Source organism: Streptomyces wuyuanensis (assembly GCF_900103455.1).
Taxonomy (GTDB): domain Bacteria; phylum Actinomycetota; class Actinomycetes; order Streptomycetales; family Streptomycetaceae; genus Streptomyces; species Streptomyces wuyuanensis.
In genome coordinates, this window is record NZ_FNHI01000006.1 from 300,632 (window position 1) to 325,528 (window position 24,897).

17 protein-coding genes, 1 tRNA gene and 1 pseudogene are annotated in these 24,897 nt (G+C 72.3%); 18 read left to right on the forward strand and 1 reads right to left on the reverse strand.

What is annotated here, in order from left to right; all coding sequences use genetic code 11:
- Positions 1–344 precede the first annotated feature (344 nt).
- The 7 genes and pseudogenes from ssd to BLT82_RS12045 all read left to right on the forward strand — a co-directional run.
- Entirely contained in the window at positions 345–1,388 is a 1,044-nt protein-coding gene (ssd, locus tag BLT82_RS12015) for a septum site-determining protein Ssd (protein ID WP_208867850.1), read from the forward strand.
- A complete protein-coding gene (locus tag BLT82_RS12020; protein WP_093653892.1) occupies positions 1,385–2,533 on the forward strand; it encodes a TadA family conjugal transfer-associated ATPase in 1,149 nt (382 codons plus the stop codon). The genes ssd and BLT82_RS12020 overlap by 4 nt, the downstream gene beginning before the upstream one ends.
- On the forward strand, positions 2,530–3,384 hold the full coding sequence (locus BLT82_RS12025; RefSeq protein ID WP_093653893.1) for a type II secretion system F family protein: 855 nt from the start codon (positions 2,530–2,532) through the stop codon (positions 3,382–3,384). The genes BLT82_RS12020 and BLT82_RS12025 overlap by 4 nt, the downstream gene beginning before the upstream one ends.
- The gene (locus BLT82_RS12030) at positions 3,374–4,165 is read left to right on the forward strand and encodes a type II secretion system F family protein (RefSeq protein WP_093653894.1); all 792 of its coding nucleotides are present in this window, start codon (positions 3,374–3,376) and stop codon (positions 4,163–4,165) included. Before BLT82_RS12025 ends, BLT82_RS12030 begins: the two co-directional genes overlap by 11 nt.
- A 167-nt stretch (positions 4,166–4,332) precedes the next feature.
- Positions 4,333–4,545 (forward strand): DUF4244 domain-containing protein, encoded by a 213-nt coding sequence (locus BLT82_RS12035; RefSeq protein WP_244291930.1) that lies wholly within the window; start codon positions 4,333–4,335, stop codon positions 4,543–4,545.
- Positions 4,532–4,930 carry a TadE family type IV pilus minor pilin gene (locus BLT82_RS12040; RefSeq protein ID WP_093653896.1) on the forward strand — a complete coding sequence of 133 codons (399 nt, stop codon included), beginning with the start codon at positions 4,532–4,534 and terminating at the stop codon, positions 4,928–4,930. The genes BLT82_RS12035 and BLT82_RS12040 overlap by 14 nt, the downstream gene beginning before the upstream one ends.
- A 53-nt stretch (positions 4,931–4,983) precedes the next feature.
- A pseudogene (locus BLT82_RS12045) lies at positions 4,984–5,190 on the forward strand (Rv3654c family TadE-like protein); the annotation flags it as partial.
- Positions 5,191–5,368: 178 nt separating this feature from the next.
- On the opposite strand, the gene BLT82_RS12050 reads toward BLT82_RS12045, so the two are convergent.
- Positions 5,369–7,993, reverse strand: coding sequence for a DEAD/DEAH box helicase (locus BLT82_RS12050; RefSeq protein WP_244291931.1), 2,625 nt, complete (start codon positions 7,991–7,993; stop codon positions 5,369–5,371).
- A gap of 78 nt (positions 7,994–8,071) precedes the next feature.
- Here BLT82_RS12050 and BLT82_RS12055 point away from each other — a divergent pair, with 78 nt between their 5' ends.
- From BLT82_RS12055 to BLT82_RS12105, 11 genes are all read left to right on the forward strand, one after another.
- Positions 8,072–8,425, forward strand: coding sequence for an STAS domain-containing protein (locus tag BLT82_RS12055; RefSeq protein ID WP_003967428.1), 354 nt, complete (start codon positions 8,072–8,074; stop codon positions 8,423–8,425).
- A 135-nt stretch (positions 8,426–8,560) separates the two neighbouring features.
- Complete coding sequence (locus BLT82_RS12060) at positions 8,561–9,010, forward strand: ATP-binding protein (RefSeq protein ID WP_093653897.1); 450 nt, start codon at positions 8,561–8,563, stop codon at positions 9,008–9,010.
- Between the two features lie 272 nt (positions 9,011–9,282).
- A complete protein-coding gene (locus BLT82_RS12065) occupies positions 9,283–11,679 on the forward strand; it encodes a sodium-translocating pyrophosphatase (RefSeq protein WP_093653898.1) in 2,397 nt (798 codons plus the stop codon).
- A 231-nt stretch (positions 11,680–11,910) separates the two neighbouring features.
- The gene (locus tag BLT82_RS12070; RefSeq protein ID WP_093653899.1) at positions 11,911–12,582 is read left to right on the forward strand and encodes a small secreted protein; all 672 of its coding nucleotides are present in this window, start codon (positions 11,911–11,913) and stop codon (positions 12,580–12,582) included.
- A gap of 187 nt (positions 12,583–12,769) precedes the next feature.
- Positions 12,770–14,287 carry a DUF7059 domain-containing protein gene (locus tag BLT82_RS12075; protein ID WP_093653900.1) on the forward strand — a complete coding sequence of 506 codons (1,518 nt, stop codon included), beginning with the start codon at positions 12,770–12,772 and terminating at the stop codon, positions 14,285–14,287.
- A gap of 386 nt (positions 14,288–14,673) precedes the next feature.
- Complete coding sequence (locus BLT82_RS12080) at positions 14,674–14,871, forward strand: hypothetical protein (RefSeq protein WP_093653901.1); 198 nt, start codon at positions 14,674–14,676, stop codon at positions 14,869–14,871.
- Between the two features lie 235 nt (positions 14,872–15,106).
- On the forward strand, positions 15,107–17,971 hold the full coding sequence (gene topA / locus BLT82_RS12085) for a type I DNA topoisomerase (protein ID WP_093653902.1): 2,865 nt from the start codon (positions 15,107–15,109) through the stop codon (positions 17,969–17,971).
- A 149-nt stretch (positions 17,972–18,120) separates the two neighbouring features.
- Complete coding sequence (tmk, locus tag BLT82_RS12090) at positions 18,121–21,252, forward strand: dTMP kinase (RefSeq protein ID WP_093653903.1); 3,132 nt, start codon at positions 18,121–18,123, stop codon at positions 21,250–21,252.
- Between the two features lie 414 nt (positions 21,253–21,666).
- Positions 21,667–22,872: a DNA polymerase III subunit delta' gene (locus tag BLT82_RS12095; RefSeq protein ID WP_093653904.1), complete on the forward strand. Its 1,206-nt coding sequence runs from the start codon at positions 21,667–21,669 to the stop codon at positions 22,870–22,872.
- Positions 22,873–23,064: 192 nt separating this feature from the next.
- The gene (locus BLT82_RS12100) at positions 23,065–24,630 is read left to right on the forward strand and encodes an alpha/beta hydrolase (protein WP_093653905.1); all 1,566 of its coding nucleotides are present in this window, start codon (positions 23,065–23,067) and stop codon (positions 24,628–24,630) included.
- A gap of 140 nt (positions 24,631–24,770) precedes the next feature.
- Positions 24,771–24,844, forward strand: a tRNA-Thr gene (locus BLT82_RS12105).
- Positions 24,845–24,897 lie beyond the last annotated feature (53 nt).

Consider the following 24,897-nt stretch of genomic DNA (forward strand, 5'->3'; position numbering starts at 1 on the left):
CACCGGTATGGGCTACCGGGATATTCACAAGCGGTGAGTTGTCCACAGTTTTGGAGCAAGATCCACACGATTTTCCGCCGCACTGCACGGTGATTCCGTCCGCGAAGTTCACGGGCCGAAGGAATCACTGATCCCGCATCGATCTCACCCGTGGTGGGAGCGGTGCCGGGACACGTGCGGGGACGGTCGGCCGCCCCCGCGGGAGCTGCCGCGACAGCGCGGCGAGAGGGGGAGACGTCGTCGTGCGACACATCGTGTCCGTCACGTCCGGGACGACTGCCGCGCCGGGTGCGCCCGGTGCCGGTGGTGGGGAAGGGGCACCGGCGGAGCGCCGGGCGGGACCTTTGATCATCACCGAGGATCCGCCGCTGCTGGACGACCTGCTGAGGCTGTGCGCCGCCGCGGGAGCCGAGCCGCAGGTCCACCACGCGGTGCCGGAGGACAGAGTGAGTTGGGAGACGGCACCACTGGTCCTGGTCGGCGACGACGCTGCCGCCCGGTGCGTCGGGGCCGCCCGCAGACGAGGTGTCCTCCTCGTCGGGCGCGACCAGGACGATCCACAGGTGTGGCGCCGGGCGGTGGAGATCGGTGCCGACTGTGTGCTGATGCTCCCGGACGCCGAGGGATGGCTCGTCGACAGGATCGCCGATGTCGCGGAAGGCGTGGGTAGGCCGGCGCTGACCGTCGGTGTGATCGGCGGGCGGGGCGGAGCCGGTGCGTCCACGCTGGCCTGCGCGCTCGCCGTGACGGCGGCACGCGAGGGCAGGCGCACCATGCTCGTCGACGGCGATCCTCTCGGCGGCGGGCTCGATGTGCTCCTCGGCGGAGAGCAGCAGGAGGGCCGGCGCTGGCCCGACTTCGCGGCGTCCAGGGGCCGGGTCGCCGGCGGTGCACTCGAGGAGTCGCTGCCGTCGGTGCACGGGCTGCGGGTGCTCAGCTGGGACAGGGGCGACTCGGTGACGGTTCCGCCGGAGGCCATGCGGTCGGTGCTGGCCGCGGCGCGCAGGCGCGGTGGCGTCGTCGTCGTGGATCTGCCCCGCCGGGTCGACGAGGGGACCGCCGAGGCGCTGGCGCAGCTGGACGTCGGCCTCCTGGTGGTGCCGGGCGACCTGCGTGCCGTGGCGGCCGCGCGACGGGTGGCGTCGACCGTCCGCATGGTGCTGGGCGATCTGCGGCTCGTCGTCAGGGCGCCCTGGACCTCGGGGCTGGACGAGCGCTGGGTGGCGGAGGCGCTGGACCTGCCGCTGGCCGGCGAAATCCCGCTGGAGGCCCGACTGTCCACCGATCTCGACGCGGGGGTTCCGCCGGGCGCGGGGGAGCGCGACCCACTGGCCAGGTTCTGCTCCGCGTTCTGGGCGCGGGCGCTCACCGGCGGAGGTGCGGCATGACGTCGGTGCTTCTCGAAGCGGTGCGGCAGCGGCTCGCCGAGAGCGGGGCCGAGCCGACCCCCGCCAGGGTGGCCGCGGCGCTGCGGGCGCAGGGACGGCTGCTCGGGGACGCAGAGGTGCTCGGCGCCGCCGAGGAACTGCGATGCGAACTGGTCGGCACCGGGCCGCTGGAACCGCTCCTCGCGGACCCCGCCGTGACAGATGTACTGGTCTCGGCGCCCGACCGGGTGTGGGTCGACCGCGGCGGTGGACTCCGTCTCACGGATGTGAGCTTCCCCGACGCGGCGGCGGTGCGACGACTGGCGCAGCGGCTCGCGGCGGTGGCGGGAAGGCGCCTGGACGATGCTCGTCCCTGGGTGGACGCCCGGCTCCCCGACGGCACCCGGATGCACGCGGTGCTGCCACCGGTGGCGGTCGGGTCGACCTGTCTGTCGCTGCGGGTGGTCAGGCCGAGGGCCTTCTCCCTGGATGAGCTGACGGCGGCCGGGACGGTACCGCCGGGCGGCGACCGGCTCTTCAGGGCGCTTATCGAGGCCAGGGTCTCCTATCTGATCAGCGGTGGCACGGGCTGCGGCAAGACGACGCTGCTGTCCACCCTGCTGGGGCTGGTGGGCGAGCACGAGCGCATCGTGCTCGCGGAGGACTCGGCGGAACTGCGTCCCGACCATCCGCACGTGGTGCGTCTGGAATCCCGTCCGGCCAACCAGGAGGGTGCGGGCCTGGTCACCCTGCGCGACCTGGTGCGCCAGGCGCTCAGGATGCGCCCCGACAGGCTGGTCGTCGGGGAGGTGCGTGGTTCCGAAGTGACGGATCTGCTGGCGGCGTTGAACACCGGACACGACGGGGGCTGCGGAACCGTCCATGCCAACACGGCCGCGGACGTCCCCGCCCGGCTGGAGGCCCTCGGAACTGCTGCCGGTCTCGACCGGGCGGCGCTGCACAGCCAGTTGGCCGCGGCACTGTCGGTCGTGGTGCATCTCGTACGGGGGCGGGACGGCAGGCGACGGGTCGCCGAGCTCCATGTGCTGGAGCGGGACGCGGCCGGACTCGTGGTGACCGTGCCCGCGCTGCGGTGGAGCGCGGCGCACTTCGTCCGCGAGCGCGGCTGGGAGCGGCTGCGGTCCCTGATCGGCGGCGCGCGATGACGACGACGGTGATGTACGCGGCAGTGTGCGCGGGAGCTGCCGCCTGTCTGACGGTGGGCCGGGACGAGGGGCTGCGGCGGGCGCGGCTGATGCTGGCGTCCGGCTGTGCGGTGCGGCAGGGCCCCCGATGGCCCTGGGAGCGCTGGCGGCGATCCGTGGACCGGCTGCGGCGGGAGTGGCTCTGCCTGCCGGTGGGCGCGCTGCTTGCGGTGCTCGGGGAGTCGGTACTGCCGCTCCTCGCGGGTGTGGTGGCGGTTCCCCTGGTGGGGCGGCGGCTGAGGGCATCCGATCGGGGACGGGCGAGGGACGCCAGAGCCCGCGCGGTGATCGCTCTGTGCGGGGGCGTCGCTGGGGAGTTGAGGGCGGGCAGCCAGCCGGCACAGGCGCTGCTGACCGCGGGCCGGTCCACCGGTGCGCTGGGCCGCGCGGAGGCCGCGGTGCTGGCCGCCGCCAAATTCGGCGGGGACGTGTCCGCGGAGCTGAGGCGTGCGTCACGGGAGCCGGGTGCGGAGGGACTGGCCGGCCTGGCCGCCTGCTGGCTCGTCGCGGTGGACAGCGGTGCGGGTCTGGCGGCGGGGATCGACCGGCTGGAGGCCGCGCTGAGGGCGGAGCGAAACCAACGGGAGTCGCTGCGTGCGCAGTTGGCGGGTGCGTGGTCGACGGTCGTGGTGCTGGCGCTGCTCCCCGCGATCGGGCTGGCTCTCGGCTGGGCACTGGGCGCCGATCCCCTGCGGGTTCTGCTGCACAGCCCCGCAGGACTGGGCTGCCTGCTGGTGGGCGCAGTGGCGGAAGCCGCCGGGTTGTACTGGGCGACGCGGATCGTGCGGGCGGGGAGCGGAGATGAGCGATGAACTCATCGGGAGCCTGGGCATCGCCGTTCCGGTGAGCGCGGCTGCGCTGTGGGTCGTGCGGGGGCGGCTGCGTCGCCGGCGGTCGCGCAGGCGGCTCCACGCCCTCCTTGGACCGAGTTCCCTGCGGCACGGGACGTCGCCCCGCCCTCGCCCTGTACGCCTGCCGGCGTGGTGGGGGCCATGGGCGGCACCGGTCATGGCGGTGATCGGGGGCTGGGTCCTGGCCGGAGGCATCGCCGGATGCCTACTGGGACTTGCGGGGGCCTACGGCCTGCGGAGATGGCAGCGGGGCCGCGCACGGGACCGGGTGGCGGCCGCCACCGAGAGCAGGGCGTCCGAGCAACTGCCGCTCGCCGCCGAGCTGCTGGCGGCCTGTGTCTCGGCGGGAGCCGGACCGCGCGAGGCGGCGCTTGCGGTCGGGCAGTCGCTCGGCGGACCGGTGGGAGAGCGACTGGCACGGACGGCGGCCGAGCTCCGGCTGGGAAGCGAACCGGCCCGGGCCTGGGGGAGGTTCGGCGAGATACCGGGTGCGGCGGGACTCGCCCGCTGCCTGGAGCGGGCGGCCGCATCGGGTGCGCCGGCCGCGGAGCCGGTCGCCCGGCTGGCCGCCGGGCTCCGGGCGGAGAGGGTCCGCATCGCGGCTTCCCGGGCGCAGCGCGCCCAGGTGCTGATCACCGCGCCGGTGGGGCTGTGCTTCCTGCCCGCCTTCCTCGCGATCGGGGTGGCCCCCGTCGTGATCGGCCTCGCCACGGGGCTGCTGTACGGCAACGGAGGCCACTGACCGGGGTCCAACGAAGCGCTGCGTCAACGGAAAACGGCATTCGGAAACGGCGCCGACGGCGCCACGGCATTCGGAACGAGGGGATCGACATGAACGGGACCGATGCGAGGGCCGAGGGAACGGCATCCACCGGAACGAGGCTCGCGGACACCGCATGTACCAGGACCATGAGCCGGACCAGGGAACTCTTCACCAGGGCCCGTGACCGGATGTCCGGCCGGCTTCCCCGGGGCGACGCCGGGATGACGACGTCGGAGTACGCGATGGGCACGATCGCCGCATGCGCCTTCGCTGCCGCCCTCTATCAGGTGATCACAAGCGACACGGTCTCCACAGCACTCGAATCGATCATCGGGAAGGCGCTCAATGCGCAGTTCTGACACCGCGCCGCCCGCGCGCGGGCCCACCGGCCGCCGGGCCGACCGGGGATCCGTCACGGCGGAGGCCGCGGTGGCCGTGCCCGCGCTGGTGGTCTTCACGATGGCGCTCGTCTGGGCACTGATGGCGGCGTCGGCGCAGATCCAGTGCGTGGACGCCGCCAGGGCAGGGGCCCGGGCGGCCGCCCGCTCGGAGCCGGAGACCGCCGCCCTCTCCGCCGCCCGTTCGGCCGCACCGCCCGGCGCGAGGATCTCGCTCGGCAGGGACGGGGACCTCTGGCGGGTGCGGGTCGAGGCCGCGAGCCCCGGTCCCGGGACACCGGCTCTCACTCTGACGGCCGAAGCCGTCGCGCTCGCGGAGGACACGGTGGGGAGCGATGACCGGTGAGGGACCGAGAGCGGGGGTCGGCGACCGTCTGGGTGGCCATGGCGGCGTGCGCGATGTGCGTGGTCTTCGCCGCGGTGCTCGCCCTGGGTCAGGCGGTCGTCGCCCGGCATCGGGCGGGCGCCGCGGCCGACCTCGCGGCGCTCGCCGCGGCCGACCGGGCGCTGGAGGGCACCGGATCGGCGTGTGCCCAGGCGGCACGGGTGGCCCGGGCACAAGGGGCGGTGGTCGTGCGGTGCGCGGTGGCCGGCGAGATCGCCGACGTGACGGCCGGCACGGCTCTCGGCCCGTACAGGCCGGAGACCAGATCCCGTGCCGGTCCGCCGGACGTGCCCGGTCGGCCGGACCGGTCGTCCGAGGCACCGGGGGCGGCCGGGCCGGGCCCGCCCGGTCCACTCGGTTCGGGCAGCCGCGGCGGTCCGCCGGGGCCACCGGGGTACCTCACCCCTCCGGGGTCCCCGGCCCCTCCCGGTGCTCCGGCTTCGCCGGGCCGCCCGTGGGCGGGTCCTGCGGGGCCGTCGGATCCCCCTGACGGCCCGCTGGCTCCGCGGCCGCCTCCGCTCCCCCGTCCGGGCTGACACGGGCTCCGGGCCGGTCCGGGGACCCGGAGTCAGGAGCGCCCGGGGCATCCCTCAGCAGGACGGTGAGGAGGCGGACGGCGGCGCGCTTGTGGAGCGGGTCGTTGCCGTTGCCGCACTTCGGGGACTGGATGCAGGACGGACAGCCCGCGTCGCATTCGCAGGAGGCGATGGCCTCCCGGGTCGCGTCGAGCCAGTCACGGGCCGTGTGGAAGGCCCGCTCCGCGAAGCCCGCACCGCCGGGGTGGCCGTCGTACACGAAGACCGTCGGCAGCAGGGTGTCCGGGTGCAGCGGCACGGAGACGCCGCCGATGTCCCATCGGTCGCAGGTGGCGAAGAGCGGCAGCAGCCCGATGGAGGCGTGCTCTGCGGCGTGCAGCGCCCCGCCCAGCTGCTCCGGGTTCACCCGGGCGGCGTCCAGCTGGTCCTCGGTCACGGTCCACCACACGGCGCGGGTGCGCAGGGTGCGTGGCGGCAGGTCGAGCTTGGTCTCGCCGAGCACCTCACCGGTGATCAGCCTCCGGCGCAGGAAGGAGACGACCTGGTTGGTGACCTCGACGGAGCCGTAGCAGAGACGGCCCGCGCCCCATGGGATCTCGGTGTCGGTCTCGAGGATGGAGATGGAGGTGGTGTCCCGGGCGGTGGTCGAGTACGGCGGATTCGCCTCTTCGACGAGGGCTACGGAGTCCTCCAGGTCCAGCTGCTTCACCACGTACGTACGGCCCTGGTGGAGGTGCACGGCGCCGTCGTGGACTGCGGTGTGTGCGGCCGGCTCGTCGACCGTGCCGAGCAGCCGGCCGGTGGCGGCCTCGACGATCTGCACGGGCCGGCCGCCCTCGCCGCGGATGTCTGTGAGGTCGGCAGCCCGCTCCCGGCGGGTCCAGTACCAGCCGGCGGTGCGCCTGCGCAGCAGCCCCGCGCTCTCCAGCTGCGGAAGCAGCCCGGGGGCGGTCGGACCGAACAGTTCCAGGTCCTGGTCCGTCAGGGGAAGCTCGGCCGCGGCAGCGCAGAGGTGCGGCGCCAGGACGTAGGGGTTGTCCGGGTCGAGGACGGTGGATTCGACGGGCTGCCGGAAGAGCGCCTCGGGGTGGTGGACGAGGAAGGTGTCCAGCGGGTCGTCTCGGGCGACCAGCACCGCGAGGGCGCCCTGACCGGAGCGGCCGGCCCGGCCCGCCTGCTGCCAGAGGGAGGCGCGGGTGCCGGGGTAGCCGGCGATGAGGACCGCGTCCAGGCCGGACACGTCGACGCCCAGTTCCAGCGCGGTGGTGGCGGCCAGCCCGAGCAGCTCGCCCGAGTGCAGGGCACCCTCCAGCGCACGCCGCTCCTCCGGCAGATAGCCGCCCCGGTACGCGGCGACACGCCGTGCGAGCGTCCGGTCGACCTCGGCGAGGCGTTCCTGGCTGATCACCGCGATCAGCTCCGCACCCCGCCGTGAGCGCACGAAGGCGACCGTGCGGACACCCTGGAGGGCGAGGTCGGTCAGGAGGTCCGCGGTCTCCGCCGTGGCCGTGCGGCGCACCGGGGCGCCCTTCTCGCCGTGCAGCTCGGTGAGCGGCGGCTCCCAGAGGGCGAAGACGAGCTCCCCCCGGGGCGAGGCGTCGTCCGACACCTCGGTGACGGGCAGACCGGTCAGGCGGCCGGCTGCGACGGCGGGGTCGGCGGCCGTCGCCGAGGCCAGGAGGAACACCGGATGCGCACCGTAGCGTGCGCACACCCGGCGCAGCCGGCGGAGCACCTGGGCGACGTGGGACCCGAAGACGCCGCGGTAGGTGTGGCACTCGTCGATCACGATGTAGCGCAGGGAGCGCAGGAAGGAGGCCCAGCGGGGGTGTGACGGGAGTATGCCCCGGTGCAGCATGTCGGGGTTGGTGAGGACGTAGTTCGCGTACTGGCGGACCCACTCGCGCTCCTCGACGGGGGTGTCGCCGTCGTACACGGCCGGTCGCACGCGGTTGCCGAGCGGCGAGGCGAGTTCCTTCACGGCGCGGCGCTGGTCGGCGGCGAGGGCCTTCGTGGGGGCCAGGTACAGGGCGGTGGTGCCGCGCCCGTTGGCCGCCTCCGAGCCGTCCAGCAGGGTGCTGAGGACCGGCGCGAGGTAGGCGAGCGACTTGCCCGACGCGGTGCCGGTGGCGATCACCACCGACTCGCCGTCCAGGGCGTGCTCGGCTGCGGCTGCCTGGTGGGCCCAGGGGTGCTCGATCCCGGCCTGCTGGATGGCGTTGATCACTTCCGGCCGGATGCGGTGCGGCCAGACTGCATGGCGGCCCGGCCTGGGGGGCAAGTGCTCCGTATGAGTGATGCGCGCAGCCCGGCCCGCCCCCGCGGTGAGCCGGTCGAGGACCGTACCGGGGGAGGGGCGGGTCTCCCCGCTCTCGGTGGGTCGTCTGGGTCGGTGATTCATGGCCATCGGCACCGAGTGTGTCACCGGCGTGACGGACAATGGTCCCAAGGCGTCGTGCATGGCTGCTGGTAAGTGATTGAATGCCATCGCGGCTGGCGATCCGTCCCCTGGCTCCGCCGGGGAGACCGAGGGGCGACCGCTCGATAGCAAGGTGCTGGAGGATCCGTGGACCTGTCCCTGTCGACTCGCAATGTGTCCGGCCCTGGCGGCGACCGCACGGTCGTCGAGGTCGGTGGCGAGATTGATGTGTATACCGCGCCCAAGCTGCGCGAGCAGTTGGTCGAGTTGGTGAACGACGGCAGCTACCACCTGGTTGTCGACATGGAGGGTGTGGACTTCCTCGACTCGACCGGCCTCGGCGTGCTCGTGGGCGGTCTGAAGCGCGTACGTGCGCATGAAGGCTCGCTGCGCCTGGTCTGCAACCAGGAGCGCATTCTCAAGATCTTCCGGATCACTGGTCTGACCAAGGTGTTCCCCATTCACACCACGGTCGACGAGGCCGTCGCGGCGACCGACTGAGTCGCCCGGGGGCTCCCCGGGGACTCCGGACCGTTCGGAGGCTCCGGGGAGTCCGGAAGAAGGCCAGGGTGCCGGGCACTAGCCCGGTGCCCCAGAGAAGCACGCTCGCACGCTCGTACGTCCGAGGGGGACCGCATGGCCACCGTTGAACTCCGCTTCAGTGCTCAGCCCGAGCATGTCAGGACGGCCCGCCTGGTGGCGGCCGCCGTGGCGCGGCGGGCCGGGGTGGACGAGGCGGTGCTGGACGAGGTCAGGCTCGCCGTCGGCGAGGCGTGCAGTCGTGCCGTCGGGCTGCACCGGAGCCATGGGATCACCGCTCCCGTGCAGGTCCTGCTCACCGAGGAGGAGAAGTCCTTCTCGATCGAGGTCGGAGACGAGGTGCCCGTGTCGGGCGGCCCTTCGGGAGCCGAGGCCGGGAAGCACGGCTCCGGTCCCCGTGACGATCACGAGGACGCCGACGGCCGCGACCAGATGGGGCTCGCGGTGATCAGCGGTCTCGTCGACGACGTCGAGGTGACGACGGGTGAACACGGAGGTGTCATCCGGATGAGTTGGCCGACGAATCCGGCCACGATCGTGTCATGACCCGATGACCGCCCCTGGTGCGCCGCGCTGACGGCGGCACGTTCGCCCACCCATTTGAGAGGCCCTGCTGAGCAGGGCCTTTTTCATTTCCATAGATCATTGATCAAGCGTCAATGCTTTTGCCCCATTACCGCTTTCGGGGGCAATCCTGAGCCGCGATCATTTGGTGGGGGGCGAACGAAGGTCAATTCCATTTGTCGCGCACTGTTTTGATCAGGTTCCGCTCCCTACAATCCGTCCACATCTTGAGCTCTGAACGTCAAGGAGGACGAATGGCGGGGCTCTTCAACCCAACCCTGACCGAACCCACTTCCCTCGCGGCCGCAGTACTCACCGATGACAACAGAATGATCGTAATTGTCATCGCTGTCGTCGCGATCGCGGCACTGGTCGTCGCCCAGTTGCTGGCGCGCCAGGTGCTGGCGGCCGGCGAAGGCACCGAGTCGATGAAGAAGATCGCGGCAGCCGTCCAGGAAGGCGCAAATGCCTATCTGGCCCGGCAGTTGCGCACTCTCGGCATCTTCGCGGTGATCGTTTTCTTCCTGCTGATGCTGCTGCCGGCGGACGACTGGTCGCAGAGACTGGGACGTTCGGTCTTCTTCCTGGTGGGTGCGCTGTTCTCGGCGGCCACCGGATACATCGGCATGCGTCTCGCGGTACGTGCGAATGTGCGCGTGGCCGCAGCGGCACGCGAGGCCACCCCGGCCGAAGGGGAGCCGGCAAAGGATCTGACGGCCGTCGCGCACAAGGCAATGAAGATCGCTTTCCGTACCGGCGGTGTGGTGGGCATGATCACGGTGGGCCTCGGCCTGCTCGGTGCCTCCTGCGTGGTCCTCGTCTACGCCGCGGACGCCCCCAAGGTCCTGGAGGGCTTCGGCCTCGGCGCCGCGCTCATCGCCATGTTCATGCGTGTCGGCGGCGGCATCTTCACCAAGGCCGCGGACGTCGGGGCGGACCTCGTCGGCAAGGTCGAGCAGGGCATCCCCGAGGACGACCCGCGCAATGCCGCCACCATCGCGGACAACGTCGGTGACAACGTCGGCGACTGCGCCGGCATGGCCGCCGACCTCTTCGAGTCGTACGCCGTGACGCTCGTCGCCGCCCTCATCCTGGGCAAGGCCGCCTTCGGCGATCTGGGACTGGCCTTCCCGCTGATCGTTCCGGCGATCGGCGTGGTCACCGCGATGATCGGTATCTTCGCGGTCGCCCCGCGGCGCGCCGACCGCAGCGGGATGTCCGCCATCAACCGCGGCTTCTTCATCTCCGCGGTGATCTCGCTGGCCCTGGTGGCCGCGGCGGTCTACGCCTACCTGCCGTCGTCGTACGCCGAGCTGAGCGGTGTCACCGAGCCCGCGATCAGGGGCCACGAGGGAGACCCGCGCATCTTCGCGCTGGTCGCCGTCGCGATCGGCATCGTGCTGGCCGCCCTGATCCAGCAGCTGACCGGGTACTTCACCGAGACCACCCGCCGCCCGGTCCGTGACATCGGCAAGTCGTCGCTCACCGGTCCGGCCACCGTCGTTCTCGCCGGTATCTCCATCGGTCTCGAATCCGCCGTCTACACCGCGCTGTTGATCGGTCTCGGCGTCTACGGGGCGTTCCTGCTCGGCGGTACGTCGATCATGCTCGCGTTGTTCGCCGTGGCCCTCGCCGGCACCGGACTCCTCACCACCGTCGGTGTCATCGTCGCCATGGACACCTTCGGTCCGGTCTCCGACAACGCCCAGGGCATCGCCGAGATGTCGGGCGACGTCGAGGGTGCGGGGGCGCAGGTCCTCACCGACCTGGACGCCGTCGGCAACACCACCAAGGCGATCACCAAGGGCATCGCGATCGCGACGGCCGTGCTCGCCGCGGCCGCGCTCTTCGGCTCGTACCGGGACGCGATCGCCACCGCGGTCGCCGAGGTGAGCGCCAAGGCCGGGGAGATGGGCCTGAGTCTGGACATCTCCCAGCCCAACAACCTGGTGGGGCTGATCCTCGGAGCCGCTGTCGTCTTCCTCTTCTCCGGGCTGGCGATCAATGCCGTGTCCCGATCCGCCGGTTCCGTGGTCTTCGAGGTGCGGCGGCAGTTCCGTGAGCACCCCGGGATCATGGACTACACCGAGAAGCCCGAGTACGGACGCGTCGTCGACATCTGCACCAAGGACGCCCTGCGCGAGCTGGCCACGCCGGGTCTGCTCGCCGTCATGGCGCCCATCGCGGTCGGCTTCACGCTCGGCGTCGGAGCCCTCGGCTCGTACCTCGCCGGAGCGATCGGCACGGGCACCCTCATGGCCGTCTTCCTCGCCAACTCCGGTGGCGCGTGGGACAACGCCAAGAAGCTCGTCGAGGACGGGCACCACGGCGGAAAGGGCAGTGAGGCGCATGCGGCGACGGTGATCGGTGACACCGTCGGCGACCCGTTCAAGGACACCGCGGGCCCGGCCATCAACCCGCTGCTGAAGGTGATGAACCTCGTGGCGCTGCTCATCGCGCCCGCGGTCGTGCAGTTCAGCTACGGCGACGACGCCAACGCGGGCGTGCGGGCGGTGATCGCGACTCTGGCGATCCTGGTCATCGTCGGCGCGGTGTACATCTCAAAGAGGCGTTCGGTCGCGGTGGGTGACGAAGACAACGCCGCGGAGCGGTCGTCGAAGTCACCGGACCCGGCGGTCGTTTCGCAGTAAACGTCTCATCTGGACGAAACGCCTGCTCACAGCACGGGCGGACAGTGCGGTCGACCGCACTGTCCGCCCGTTCGTCCGCTCGGCGGCCGGCCGCGAACGGAGACGGCGGTGAGCCTTGTCTCCCCCGGGGCAAACAATCGTCTACTACTACATACCGGACATTCGGCCCGGGATTGTTGTGCGGGGGCCGTGTATGTTCCGGGGCCGAGAGCCTTGGAAGGGACCGATCCGGTGAAGGTGAACAAGAAGCTCGCGGCCGCGGTGTCGGGCGGAGCGGTACTGGTGCTCGCGCTGACGGGCTGCAGTGACGAGGGCGACGGCGGAAAGGTGGACGCCTGGGCGAAGAGCGTCTGCGACAAGGCGCAGCCGCAGATCCAGAAGCGGACCGACGCCCAGCAGGCGATCATCTCGACCTCCGTCGACGGCAAGCCCGCCGATATACAGGCGGCCGACTCCAAGGCCTTCAAGGACATCGCCGACGCCAACAAGGCGCTGGCCTCAGCGGTGCAGGCCGCCGGTTCCCCGCCCGGTGAGGGCCAGGAGCAGCTGCGGCAGGACGCAATCAAGGAGCTCAACGCCACCGCCACCGCATACCTCGACCTCAAGAAGAAGGTCGACGCGCTCGACCCGAAGAACCAGCAGAAGTTCGCGGACGGCCTGCAGGACGTCGCGGACGGGCTGAAGAAGATCCAGAAGATGGACCAGGTCGCCCTCGGCAAGCTGCAGTCCGGTGACCTGGGCAAGGCGATGGGGAAGCAGAAGGGCTGCCAGCGGGTGAAGCCGTCGGCGACCGCGCCCGCCGGTACCGGCGACGGTGCCTCCGAGCCCGGCAGCAAGCCGTCGAACGCCGCCGGCCCGTCTAAGTCGGCCGGGTCCGAGGCGTCCAAGGGGTCGTCCGAGTAGCCGAACCGCCACCGCGCCGGGCGGATGAGCCGCCCGGCCGCTCCTACGGCGCCTTGCACGCAGCGGGCCGCGCGGACGGGACCCCCGTGCAGGGCTCCCCGGCGCGGAACGGTCGCACCGTCGCCGCTGCGCGTGGCGACGGTGGTGAAGACGGCGAAGGCCGACTGCCGCGGGTGAGAATGGGCGGGTGAGTACGACCAGCCTTGCCGCAGGCCTCCCCGTTCCCGACCAGTCCGCCCGGCTCCGCGATGCACTGCTCGCCGCCGACTTCACCGCCGACGGGCTGCTGGAGCTGCTCGGTGCGCCCGCCTACAGCGCCCTCGCCCGCAGCGAGACCGTCCCGGCCCTGCGCGCCACCCGCGGGGACTCCCCGCTGGAGACGCTCGTTCGGCTCTTCCTGCTGCAGCGGCCGGTGGCGCCCGAACGCGCCCGGGAGGCGCTGCCCCTGGACGTGGCGCTCGCCGACGGCTGGGTGGCCGAGTCCCCCGACGGCATCCGGGCGACGGTGGACGTCCGCCCGTACGGCGGGCCCGAGGGGGAGGACTGGTACATCGTCTCCGACCTCGGCTGCGCCGTGGGCGGGGCCGGCGGGGCGAGCGGCCGTGACGAGGGCGTCGTCCTCGGTGTCGGCGGCGCGTCCACCACCCTCGCCGGCATCACGGTCCGCACTCCGGTGTCCGCCGCCCTCGACCTCGGCACCGGCTCCGGCATCCAGGCCCTGCACGCCACCCAGCACGCCACCCGGGTCACGGCAACCGACCTCAACCCCCGGGCCCTGGCGTTCACCCGGCTCACCCTGGCGCTGTCCGGCGCACCCGAGGCGGATCTGCGCGAGGGCTCTCTCTTCGCGCCGGTCGGCTCGGAGACGTACGACCTGATCGTTTCGAACCCGCCGTTCGTCATCTCCCCAGGTGCACGGCTCACGTACCGCGACGGCGGAATGGGCGGGGACGATCTGTGCCGCTCGCTCGTTCAGCAGGCCGGGGACCGTCTGAACGAAGGGGGGTTCGCACAGTTCCTCGCCAACTGGCAGCACGTGGAAGGGGAGGACTGGCAGGAGCGGGTGCGCTCCTGGGTGCCGCGGGGCTGCGACGCCTGGATCGTCCAGCGCGAGGTGCAGGACGTGACGCAGTACGCCGAGCTGTGGCTCAGGGACAGCGGCGACCACCGCACCGCTCCCGAGGAGTACGCGGCGCGGTACGACGCCTGGCTCGACGAGTTCGAGGCCCGCGGGACCAAGGCGGTCGGCTTCGGCTGGATCACATTGAGGAAGACGGGCTCGGACCTGCCGTCGATCGTCGTGGAGGAGTGGCCGCACCCGGTCGAGCAGCCGCTCGGTGACGCCGTACGCGCGCACTTCGCCCGGCAGGACTATCTGCGCACCCACGACGACGCGGCCCTGCTCGCCGACCACTTCGTCCTCGTGGACGACGTGGTGCAGGAGCAGGTCGGGCTGCCCGGCGCGGAGGACCCGGAACACGTCGTGCTGCGGCAGAACCGGGGGATGCGGCGTGCCACGAAGGTGGACACGGTCGGCGCGGGCTTCGCCGGCGTCTGCGACGGCACGCTGAGCGCGGGCCGGATCCTCGACGCCATCGCCCAACTGGTCGGCGAGGACCCGGTGCTCCTGCGGGACCGCACGCCGGAGGCGATCAGGCTGCTCGTGCAGGAAGGCTTCCTGGAGCCCGCCGCTCCGCGAGGCTGAGGCGCGCGCCGGGCGTGGAGATCCTGCCGGGCCGCGCCCGGCGCATCGGGCGGCTCGCGCGCAGGAACGCTCCCTTCTGCCCCGGGCGGCGCTCGTCGGCCATCGCTCCCGTACGGAACCGGTCATTGTGCGGATGCCCGTGTGTGTGCCGGACGCGTGCCGGTGGAGCGGTCGAGAGCGTCGCACCGGGCAGCTCCGCCGCCGGTGCACCCGCCTGCCCGTCCCGCGGAAGCAATTGCTCCGGAAATTGCTCCGGAAATTGCCCCGGCGGCGCCGCCCGGGTGAACCCCTGTCGCGTTCACCTGGAATTCGCGTGGGTGACGCCCGGAGGTGCCAGCCTCGGCCACGGGTGGTCCAGGGGTCGGGCCGAGAAATGGGAGACGGGCATGGAGAGCAGTCCGGCGATCTTCGCGGGAACGGCATTTGCGCTGTTCGGAGCCGCACTGCTGATATGGACGGCAGCGCGGGTCCGGCACCGGGCCCCGGTCGCGCACGGCGTGAATCCCGCCACGGCCGCGGCTCTCACGACGATCTTCGGCGCCGGGTTCCTGCTCGCCGGCGTCTGGTGCTTCAGCCGCCTCTGAAGTCGTCGCGGCCTTCGCCCGGCCGCCACCCCCGACATCCGCCATGGGAGTCCGGGCGGCAGGAATGCCCGGACTCGGGTTACCGTTCGAGTGGCCGTTGCGAGCTTTTGCCGTTTGACACGGGGGCGGGTTGTACCGTCACACTCCGCAGCGACAGCAAAGTGCACTACGGCCGTACGCCGTACGTTGTGCGCCGTACGAGCCCACCGAGCGTCGACCGGAGAGAAGAGCCAAGTTGTCCCCGACCAGCGAGACCGCGCAGGGCGGCCGTCGACTCGTCATCGTCGAGTCGCCTGCCAAGGCGAAGACGATCAAGGGCTACCTCGGCCCCGGCTATGTCGTCGAGGCGAGTGTCGGGCACATCCGTGACCTCCCGAACGGTGCCGCCGAGGTCCCCGAGAAGTACACCGGCGAGGTGCGGCGCCTCGGTGTGGACGTCGAGCACGATTTCCAGCCGATCTACGTCGTCAACGCCGACAAGAAGGCACAGGTCAGAAAGCTCAAGGAGCAACTGGCCGACTCGGACGAGCTCTACCTCGCCACCGATGAGGACCGCGAGGGCGAGGCCATCGCCTGGCACCTGCTGGAGGTCCTCAAGCCCAAGGTCCCGGTCAAGAGGATGGTCTTCCACGAGATCACCAAGGCCGCGATCCAGGAGGCGGTCGCCAACCCGCGCGAGCTCAACAAGCGCATGGTCGACGCCCAGGAGACCCGCCGCATCCTCGACCGTCTGTACGGTTACGAGGTCTCGCCGGTCCTCTGGAAGAAGGTCATGCCGCGGCTGTCCGCCGGCCGTGTCCAGTCCGTGGCCACCCGTCTCGTCGTCGAGCGCGAGCGTGAGCGCATCGCCTTCCGCTCCGCCGAGTACTGGGACCTGACGGGCACGTTCTCCACCGGCCGCGCCGGACGGGGGTCCCCCCGGCCGGAGGCTGGGGGAGCCTCCGACCCCGCTGCCTTCACCGCCCGGCTGACCACCGTCGACGGACGGCGTGTCGCCCAGGGCCGGGACTTCGGCCCGGACGGACGGCTCAAGTCCGACCAGGTGCTCCACCTCGACGAGGCGAACGCACGCGCACTGAAGGCCGCGCTGGAGAGCGCCGCGTTCTCGGTCCGTTCGGTCGAGTCGAAGCCGTACCGCCGTTCGCCGTACGCCCCGTTCCGTACGACCACGCTCCAGCAGGAGGCCTCGCGCAAGCTCGGCTTCGGAGCCAAGGCGACGATGCAGATCGCCCAGAAGCTGTACGAGAACGGCTTCATCACCTATATGCGTACGGACTCGACCACGCTCTCCGAGACCGCCGTCGCCGCGGCCCGGGCGCAGGTCACCCAGCTGTACGGCGCCGACTACCTGCCCGAGAAGCCGCGCACCTACGCCGGGAAGGTCAAGAACGCCCAGGAGGCGCACGAGGCGATCCGTCCCTCGGGCGACCGTTTCCGCACCCCGGCCGAGACCGGCCTGACCGGCGACCAGTTCCGTCTGTACGAGCTGATCTGGAAGCGGACCGTCGCCTCCCAGATGAAGGACGCGGTCGGCAACTCCGTCACCGTCCGGATCGCCGGCACCGGCTCCGACGGCCGGGACGCCGAGTTCTCGGCGTCCGGCAAGACGATCACGTTCCACGGGTTCATGAAGGCCTACGTCGAGGGCGCCGACGACCCGAACGCGGAGCTGGACGACCGCGAACGCCGGCTGCCGCAGGTCGCCGAGGGCGACCTGCTCTCCGCCGAGGAGATCACGGCGGACGGGCACGCGACCAAGCCCCCGGCCCGCTACACCGAGGCCAGCCTGGTCAAGGAGCTGGAAGAGCGCGAGATCGGCCGCCCGTCGACGTACGCGTCGATCATCGGCACCATCCTCGACCGCGGCTACGTCTTCAAGAAGGGCACGGCACTCGTGCCGTCCTTCCTCTCCTTCGCGGTGGTCAACCTGCTGGAGAAGCACTTCGGGCGGCTCGTCGACTACGACTTCACCGCCAAGATGGAGGACGACCTCGACCGCATCGCACGGGGCGAGGCCCAGGCGGTGCCGTGGCTGAGGCGCTTCTACTTCGGCGAGGGCATGGCCGAGGGCGGCGCCGCCGATGCCGGGAACGGCGACGGCGACCACCTCGGCGGCCTCAAGGAGCTCGTCACCGACCTCGGCGCGATCGACGCCCGGGAGATCTCGTCCTTCCCGGTCGGCAACGGCGTCGTGCTGCGCGTCGGCCGCTACGGCCCGTACGTGGAGCGCGGCGAGAAGGACGCCGAGGGACACCAGCGTGCCGACGTGCCCGCCGACCTCGCGCCGGACGAGCTGACCGTCGAGCTCGCCGAGGAACTGCTGGCCAAGCCGAGCGGCGACTTCGAGCTGGGCAAGGACCCCGTGACCGGCCACGAGATCGTCGCGAAGGACGGCCGCTACGGGCCGTACGTCACCGAGATCCTGCCCGAGGGCACGCCGAAGACCGGCAAGAACGCGGTGAAGCCGCGGACCGCCTCCCTCTTCAAGTCCATGGCCCTCGACACGGTGACCCTCGAGGACGCACTCAGGCTGATGTCGCTGCCGCGCGTCGTCGGCAAGGACGCCGAGGGCGTCGAGATCACCGCGCAGAACGGCCGTTACGGCCCGTACCTGAAGAAGGGCACGGACTCCCGCTCCCTGGAGACCGAGGACCAGATCTTCAACATCACGCTGGACGAGGCACTGGCGATCTACGCCCAGCCGAAGCAGCGGGGCCGGGCGGCCGCCAAGCCGCCGCTGAAGGAGCTCGGCACGGACCCGGTGAGCGAGCGTCCCGTCGTGGTGAAGGACGGCCGCTTCGGCCCGTACGTCACCGACGGCGAGACCAACGCGACCCTGCGGACCGGCGACAGCGTCGAGGAGATCACGCCGGAGCGCGGTTACGAGCTGCTCGCCGAGAAGCGCGCCAAGGGCCCGGCCAAGAAGGCCGCCAAGAAGGCCCCCGCGAAGAAGGCGACGGCGAAGAAGACGGCCGCGAAGAAGACGACGACCGCCAAGAAGACCGCTGCGAAGAAGACGACCACGGCGAAGACGGCAGCGAAGAAGACGACGGCCGCCAAGAAGACCGCGGCGGCGAAGACGTCGTCCTCGGACGAGTAGCACGGCGGACGCCGCGTCGGCGTCAACATCCGGCGAGGGGCGCCCCGTGGACGGCCACGGGGCGCCCCTCCGCCGTTCCACGGGCACTCGCCGCCCGTTTGTTCGGGCTGGGCCTCCGGGGAGCAATCTCCTCCGGATAGGCTGGGCGGATGACGCGAGCCGACCAGCCAACGGCCCAGAGCCCCACCTCTGAACCCGAAGCACGTGCCGCCGACGCACTGGCCGCGGACTCACGCGAGCGCGCCGTACGGTCGCTCCTGCGTGTACCCGCGCTGCGGCGGCTGTGGAGTGCGCAAGTCGTCGGCGGTATCGGTGACGCCCTCGCCCTCCTGGTGCTGATCCTCCTGGCACTCCAGACGGCGGTCGCCGAGGGAGCCTTCGGCGGCGGATACCGGGGCGCCGCCTTCGCCGTCGCCGCCGTCTTCGGGGTGCGCATCCTCGCCACCTTCCTCTTCGGGGCCGTGCTCCTCGGTCCGCTCACCGCGCTGACCGCACCCGGAGGGCCCCTGGACCGCCGCTGGACGATGGTCGGCGCCGACGGCATCCGGATCGCCCTGCTCGTCATCGCCCCGCTGTGGATCGACTGGACGCCCGACAGCGCCGTGGCGTACGTGCTCGCCACGGTCTTCGTCGTCGGCGTCGCCGAACGCTTCTGGACCGTCGCCCGGGAGAGCGCCGCACCCGCGCTGCTGCCCGCGCCGCCGCTCGAGGGCGCGGCCGTGCGCCCGCTGCCCGACCACCAGGACGCCTTGCGGAGGCTCTTCCTCCGCACGTCCTTCGCGGTCATTCCGGCCGGCGCCGCCGCACTGCTGGTGGCAACGCTGATCGGCAACCTGCTCGGCTCGGCCGTCGAGTGGTTCTCGGTGCACCAGGCCGCACTCGGGTCGTACGTGGCGGCGGGCCTCTTCGCCGCCTCGCTGTCCGTCCTCGCCGCCGTCGAGCTGCCGGACGCCCAGACCCCGCGCCCCCGTTCTCCGCTGGAGGGCCTGCGCCGCCCGTCCACCGGCAGTGGTCTCGACAAGGGCCGTACGGGCGCCGTCCCGCTGCTGGTCCTGGCCTGCGCCGCGGTCGCCGGGGCAATCGCCGCCGCCGCTGCCGTGTCCGTCCTGCACGCACGCGACCTCGGCGGCGGCCCGGTCGCCTTCGCCCTGCTCGTCCTCGCCCTGACCGGGGGCACGGTCCTCGGCGTCCGGGGCGCCCCGGGCGTGCTTCGGGCGCTGTCCCGCCGCAGGCTGCTCGCCCTGGTGATCGCCGTCAGCGGCGTGGCGCTGCTGGCGATGGGACTCGTCCCGGACACGGCGACGGTGCTGTTCCTCGCGGTCCTCGCGGGTGGTTCGGCGGGCGTCGCCGCGCACACCGGACACACGCTGATCGACCTTGAGACCGAGGAGTTCCGCCGGCCGCGGGTCACAGAGCACCTGCGAGCCGTTGTCCGGGTCGCCATCGGGATCGCCGTCGTCGGCGCCCCGCTGCTCGCCGCGGCCATCGGTCCGCACCGCCTGGCCAGCGGCGAATTCGTCTTCGCACACGGCGGCGCCGCCTTCACCCTGATGCTGGTCGGCGCGCTGCTGCTGCCCGTCGCCGTGATCGTCCTCGCCAAGACCGACGACCGGTCCGGCGTGCCGCTGCGCCGCGACCTCGCCGACGCGGTCCGCCGCGGCGCGGACCCGGCCCAGGCGCCCGCGGCCACCGGTTTCTTCATCGCGGTCGAGGGCGGCGACGGCGCCGGCAAGTCCACGCAGGTCGAGGCACTCGCGGAGTGGATCCGCGCCAAGGGCCACGAGGTCGTCGTCACCCGCGAACCCGGCGCCACACCCGTCGGCAAGCGGTTGCGCTCCATCCTGCTCGACGTCTCGTCGGCCGGGCTGTCCAACCGCGCCGAGGCCCTCCTCTACGCCGCGGACCGCGCCGAGCACGTCGACACCGTCGTCCGCCCGGCGCTCGAGCGCGGTGCCATCGTCATCTCGGACCGCTACATCGACTCGTCCGTGGCGTACCAGGGTGCCGGCCGCGACCTCTCCCCGACCGAGATCGCCCGCATCTCGCGCTGGGCGACGGACGGGCTCGTACCGCACCTGACCGTGCTGCTCGACGTCTCCCCGGAGACCGCGCGCGAGCGCTTCACGGAGGCACCGGACCGGCTGGAGTCCGAGCCGGCGGAGTTCCACCGGCGCGTACGGGCCGGGTTCCTCACCCTGGCCGCCGCCGACCCCGGCCGCTATCTCGTCGTCGACGCGGGCCAGGAGCCTGAGGCCGTCGCCACGGTGGTGCGGCACCGGCTCGACCAGATGCTCCCGCTCTCCGAAGCCGAGGTGAAGGCCCAGGAGGAGGCGCGGAGGGCCGCCGAGGAGGAGGCCCGCCGCAGGGCCGAGGAAGAGGCCGCCCGCAAGGCCGAGGAGGAGCGTCTGGAGCGCGAGCGCCAGGAGCAGCTCGCGAAGCTGCGCGCCGAGGAGGAGGAGCGCAAGCGGCGCGAACTGGAGGAGGCTCGCCGGCAGGAGGCCGAGCGGCAGGCGGAGGAGGCCAGGCAGCGGGCCGAGGAGGCGCGACGGCTGGCCGAGGAGGAGCGGCGCCGCCGCGAGGCGGAGGAGAAGACCCGCCGAGAGGAGGCGGAGCGCCGTCGCCGGCAGGCCGAGGAGGAGGCCCGGCTGCGGGCCGAGGCCGAGGAGCGCCGGCGCGAGAAGCAGCGCAAGGCCGAGGAGGCCCTGCTGCGGGCGGAGGAGGCGCGGCGGGCCGCTGAGGCGGCCGCGTTCGCCGCGGAGTCCTCGGCTGCGGAGACGACGGTGCCCACTCCCGTCGTCGGCGCGAACGACGTGACGCAGACGGTGGGGACGCCGCGCCCGCGCATCGACATGACGAAGGAGGACGCGGAGACCACGGTCCTTCCTCAGGTGCCGCAGCCTCCGGACGCGGACACGCACCGCACACGCGGTGCGGCACCGGGAAGCACGGGCGCACCCGCGGGCCCCGCGGACGAGACGGCGGTGATTCCGCCGGTGCGGGACGACCGGCCGGAGACCGCCGGCATCGACGAGACGGCGGTCCTGCCGCCGGTACGGGACGAGAGCCCCGCGGACCGCGTCCCGCCCGGTCTCTTCCGTGACGAGCCGGCCGCCCTCGCCGAGGAGGAGCGCACGCGCGAGCTCCCGCAGGTCGACGAGGAGGGACGGCCGCGCCGCCGCTCCGACTGGGCGGAGGAGACCCCGCTCGACGACCTGCCGACCCTGGCGGACGAACTGCTGGGGCCGCACGACGAGGACGACGACGGGCGCCGGAGGCGCTAGTGCCGCGTCAGGCGAATTCGCCCCGTCGCGACGCCCGGCACGGCGAATCGCGGCGTTGCCGAACCGGGCCCGCTACGAGGTCGATCCGGCGTCTTGCGATCCTTCCCCTCGGCCCGGAGGAGCCGGGGGAGACGCCACGCACCGGACGCCGCTCCTCGGCGGGCGATCCCTGCCTGACGCGGCACTAGCTGTTGTGTCCCGGTCCGGTCGGGCTCCCGACCGGCCGGAACGCGGGTCTGCGGGGCGGCGGCGGGTCCGCGAGCAGCGCAGGGGCGGCCGGTCGTCCACAGGCGGTGAGGGGTGTCCGACCCCTGCTCCACAATGGGAAGCCGGTGCAGTACCTCGCGGCCCGGGGCCTGGGGTCCGTGGCTTGTGGCTCGTAGCTCGTACGACGTGGAAGGCGGTGGCGGCGGCATGGCCGTGTGGGACGACCTGGTCGGCCAGGAGCGTGTCCAGGAGCAGCTCGCCGCCGCCGCGCGGGACGCCGACGCGCTCGTCACGGCGCAGGCGGCGGGGGAGGAACCTCCCGCCGCGTCGAGGATGACGCACGCCTGGCTCTTCACCGGCCCGCCCGGCTCGGGCCGCTCCACCGCGGCCCGTTCCTTCGCCGCGGCCCTGCAGTGCACCAGCCCCGACCGGGCGCTGGGCGGCGCACCGGGCTGCGGTTTCTGCGACGGCTGCCACACCAGCCTGGTCGGCACGCACGCCGACGTGGAGGTGGTCCGGACGGACATGCTCTCCATCGGCGTGAAGGACACCCGCGAGCTCGTCCGACGGGCCCAGCTGTCGCCCGCGGTCGGCCGCTGGCAGGTCATCGTCCTGGAGGACGCCGACCGCCTCACCGAAGGCGCCGGCAACGTCCTGCTGAAGGCTGTCGAGGAGCCCGCCCCGCGGACGGTCTGGCTGCTGTGCGCGCCCTCGCTGGAGGACGTGCTGCCCACGATCCGCTCCCGCTGCCGTCACCTCTCGCTCCGCACGCCGTCGGTCGAGGCCGTGGCGGACGTACTGACGAGACGGGACGGCATCGATCCGGAGGCCGCGGCGTCCGCCGCCCGGGCGACCCAGGGGCACATCGGCCGGGCCCGCCGGCTCGCCACCGACGAGGCGGCTCGTGCGCGCCGAGCGACCGTGCTGAAGCTCCCTCTGAGAGTGGAGGACGTCGGAGGCTGTCTCAGGGCGGCACAGGAGTTGATCGACGCGGCCGCCGAGGACGCCAGGCAGGTCTCCGAGGAGATCGACGCCAAGGAGGCCGAGGAACTCAAGGCGGCCCTGGGCGCGGCGGCGGGCGGCCGGATGCCGCGGGGCACGGCGGGGGCGATGAAGGAACTGGAGGACAAGCAGAAGCGCCGTCGCACCCGCACCCAGCGCGACAGCCTCGATCTCGCCCTCACCGACCTCACGGCCTTCTACCGCGACGTGCTCGCGTTGCAGCTGGGATCGCGGGTCGCCCTCGCCAACGAGGACGTGCGGGACGCGCTCGACCGGGTGGCGCGCAACTCCAGCCCGGAGGGGACCCTGCGCCGGATGGAGGCGGTCCTCGCCTGTCGTGAGGCGCTGGACACGAATGTGGCGCCGCTGCTCGCGGTCGAGGCGATGACGATGGCGCTGCGCACGGGATGAGCCTCGAAGGCGCTCCGGACCCGCCGGCGCGGAAGCGTCCGCACGGTGCTCCGGTGCCGCGGCCGCTGCATGAGCGCCGGAGTTCCCGCCGGGGACGCCGGAAACGCGGGTACTGCCGCAGCCGCTTTGGGGCGAATCACCCATACGAGTGCGAAGGGGCATGATCCGTCTTCGTGCCGATAGGCTCCCAGGATGGACACCAGGCAGTTCCTCAGGACCTCCGCCATCGCGTTCACCACAGCCCTGGGGCTGCTGGTCTCCGGCTGCAGCGGCGGCAATCCGGCCTCGGAGGCTTCCGAACCCTCGGGTTCGGTGCCGCCGGGAGCGGCAGCGCCCTCCCCGGTGTCGACCGCCGCGCTGAAGCCGTACTACAACCAGAAACTGGACTGGCGTAACTGCGGTGCCCCCGGCTTCCAGTGCGCCACGCTCAAGGCCCCGCTCGACTACGCCAAGCCGGACGGGCCTTCGGTCAAGCTGGCCGTCGCCCGGGTGAAGGCCACCGGACCGGGGAAGCGGATCGGATCGCTCCAGGTGAACCCGGGTGGTCCGGGCGGCTCGGCCGTCGGCTACCTCCAGGCGTACGCGGGCGTCGGCTATCCCGCTCCGGTGCGGGCCCGGTACGACATGGTGGCCATCGACCCGCGCGGAGTGGCCCGCAGCGAGCCGGTCAAATGCCTCGACGGCAAGGAGATGGACGCGTACACCCAGAGCGACCAGACTCCCGACGACTCGGCCGAGGTCGACAAGCTGAGCACCGCCTTCAAGGGCTTCGCGGCGGGCTGCAAGGAGCGGTCGTCCACGGTCCTCCCGCACGTCTCCACGGTCGAGGCGGCCCGGGACATGGACATCTTCCGGTCCGCGCTGGGCGACGAGAAGCTGTCCTACGTCGGGGCCTCCTACGGCACGTTCCTCGGCGCGACGTACGCCGAGCTCTTCCCGGAGCGCGCCGGCCGGCTCGTGCTCGACGGGGCGATGGACCCGTCCCTCCCGGCCCGTCAGATGAACCGCGACCAGACCGAGGGCTTCGAGACGGCCTTCAAGTCTTTCGCCGCCGACTGCACGAAGCGCTCGGACTGTCCGCTCGGAACGAAGTCGACCGCCGACGCCGCCGCCCGGATGAAGGCGTTCTTCGCCAAGCTGGACGCCCAGCCGGTGTCCACCGGGGAGAGCCGCGAACTCACCGAGTCGCTCGCCACCACCGGCGTCATCGCCGCGATGTACGACGAGGGCGCCTGGCCGCAGCTCCGCGACGGACTCACCGGCGCCATGAACGGCGACGGCGCGGGGCTGCTGGCCCTCTCCGACAGCTACTACGAGCGCGAGAGCGACGGCTCGTACTCCAACCTGATGTCCGCCTACTCCGCGGTCAGCTGCCTCGACCTGCCGCCCGCCTTCACCACGCCCGACGAGGTCACCGCCTCCGCCGCCGACTTCGAGAAGGCCTCGCCCGTCTTCGGCAGGAACTTCGCCTGGGCCTCCCTGAGCTGCGCCTACTGGCCCACGCCCGCCACCGGCGCCCCGCACCGCATCGATGCCAAGGGCGCCGCACCGATCCTGGTCGTCGGCACCACCCGCGACCCGGCCACCCCCTACAAGTGGGCGCAGGCCCTCGCCCGACAGCTCGACTCGGGGACCCTGCTCACCTACGACGGCGACGGTCACACGGCGTACGGCCGCGGCAGCGACTGCGTCGACACGGCGATCAACAAGTACCTGCTGACCGGGACTCCGCCGGCGGACGGCACCCGCTGCCGGTGACAGGAGGGGGCCGCTGCCCGCACGACCGGCCCGGAGCGCGTGATCGCCGGGCTGGTCAGGGGCACCCCGATTAACCCTGTAGACTTAGCGCCGCTGCTGATGCGAGCCTGTTCCTGCCGGAACGGCCATATCCGCAGCTTGCCGCCTTAGCTCAGTTGGCCAGAGCAACGCACTCGTAATGCGTAGGTCTCGGGTTCGAATCCCGAAGGCGGCTCAGAGGCAAAGTGGCAGGTCACGGGCCACATGCGATGGGCCCCACGGAAGATC

What these genes read in the sequence shown, in the direction of transcription:
- BLT82_RS12020 (WP_093653892.1), top strand. Translation starts at nt 1,385, where the DNA reads ATGACGTCGGTGCTTCTCGAAGCGGTGCGGCAGCGGCTCGCCGAGAGC.
- BLT82_RS12025 (WP_093653893.1), top strand. Translation starts at nt 2,530, where the DNA reads ATGACGACGACGGTGATGTACGCGGCAGTGTGCGCGGGAGCTGCCGCC.
- BLT82_RS12030 (WP_093653894.1), top strand. Translation starts at nt 3,374, where the DNA reads ATGAGCGATGAACTCATCGGGAGCCTGGGCATCGCCGTTCCGGTGAGC.
- BLT82_RS12035 (WP_244291930.1), top strand. Translation starts at nt 4,333, where the DNA reads ATGAGCCGGACCAGGGAACTCTTCACCAGGGCCCGTGACCGGATGTCC.
- BLT82_RS12040 (WP_093653896.1), top strand. Translation starts at nt 4,532, where the DNA reads ATGCGCAGTTCTGACACCGCGCCGCCCGCGCGCGGGCCCACCGGCCGC.
- BLT82_RS12050 (WP_244291931.1), bottom strand. Translation starts at nt 7,993, where the DNA reads ATGGCATTCAATCACTTACCAGCAGCCATGCACGACGCCTTGGGACCA.
- BLT82_RS12060 (WP_093653897.1), top strand. Translation starts at nt 8,561, where the DNA reads ATGGCCACCGTTGAACTCCGCTTCAGTGCTCAGCCCGAGCATGTCAGG.
- BLT82_RS12065 (WP_093653898.1), top strand. Translation starts at nt 9,283, where the DNA reads ATGGCGGGGCTCTTCAACCCAACCCTGACCGAACCCACTTCCCTCGCG.
- BLT82_RS12080 (WP_093653901.1), top strand. Translation starts at nt 14,674, where the DNA reads ATGGAGAGCAGTCCGGCGATCTTCGCGGGAACGGCATTTGCGCTGTTC.
- tmk (WP_093653903.1), top strand. Translation starts at nt 18,121, where the DNA reads ATGACGCGAGCCGACCAGCCAACGGCCCAGAGCCCCACCTCTGAACCC.
- BLT82_RS12095 (WP_093653904.1), top strand. Translation starts at nt 21,667, where the DNA reads ATGGCCGTGTGGGACGACCTGGTCGGCCAGGAGCGTGTCCAGGAGCAG.
- BLT82_RS12100 (WP_093653905.1), top strand. Translation starts at nt 23,065, where the DNA reads ATGGACACCAGGCAGTTCCTCAGGACCTCCGCCATCGCGTTCACCACA.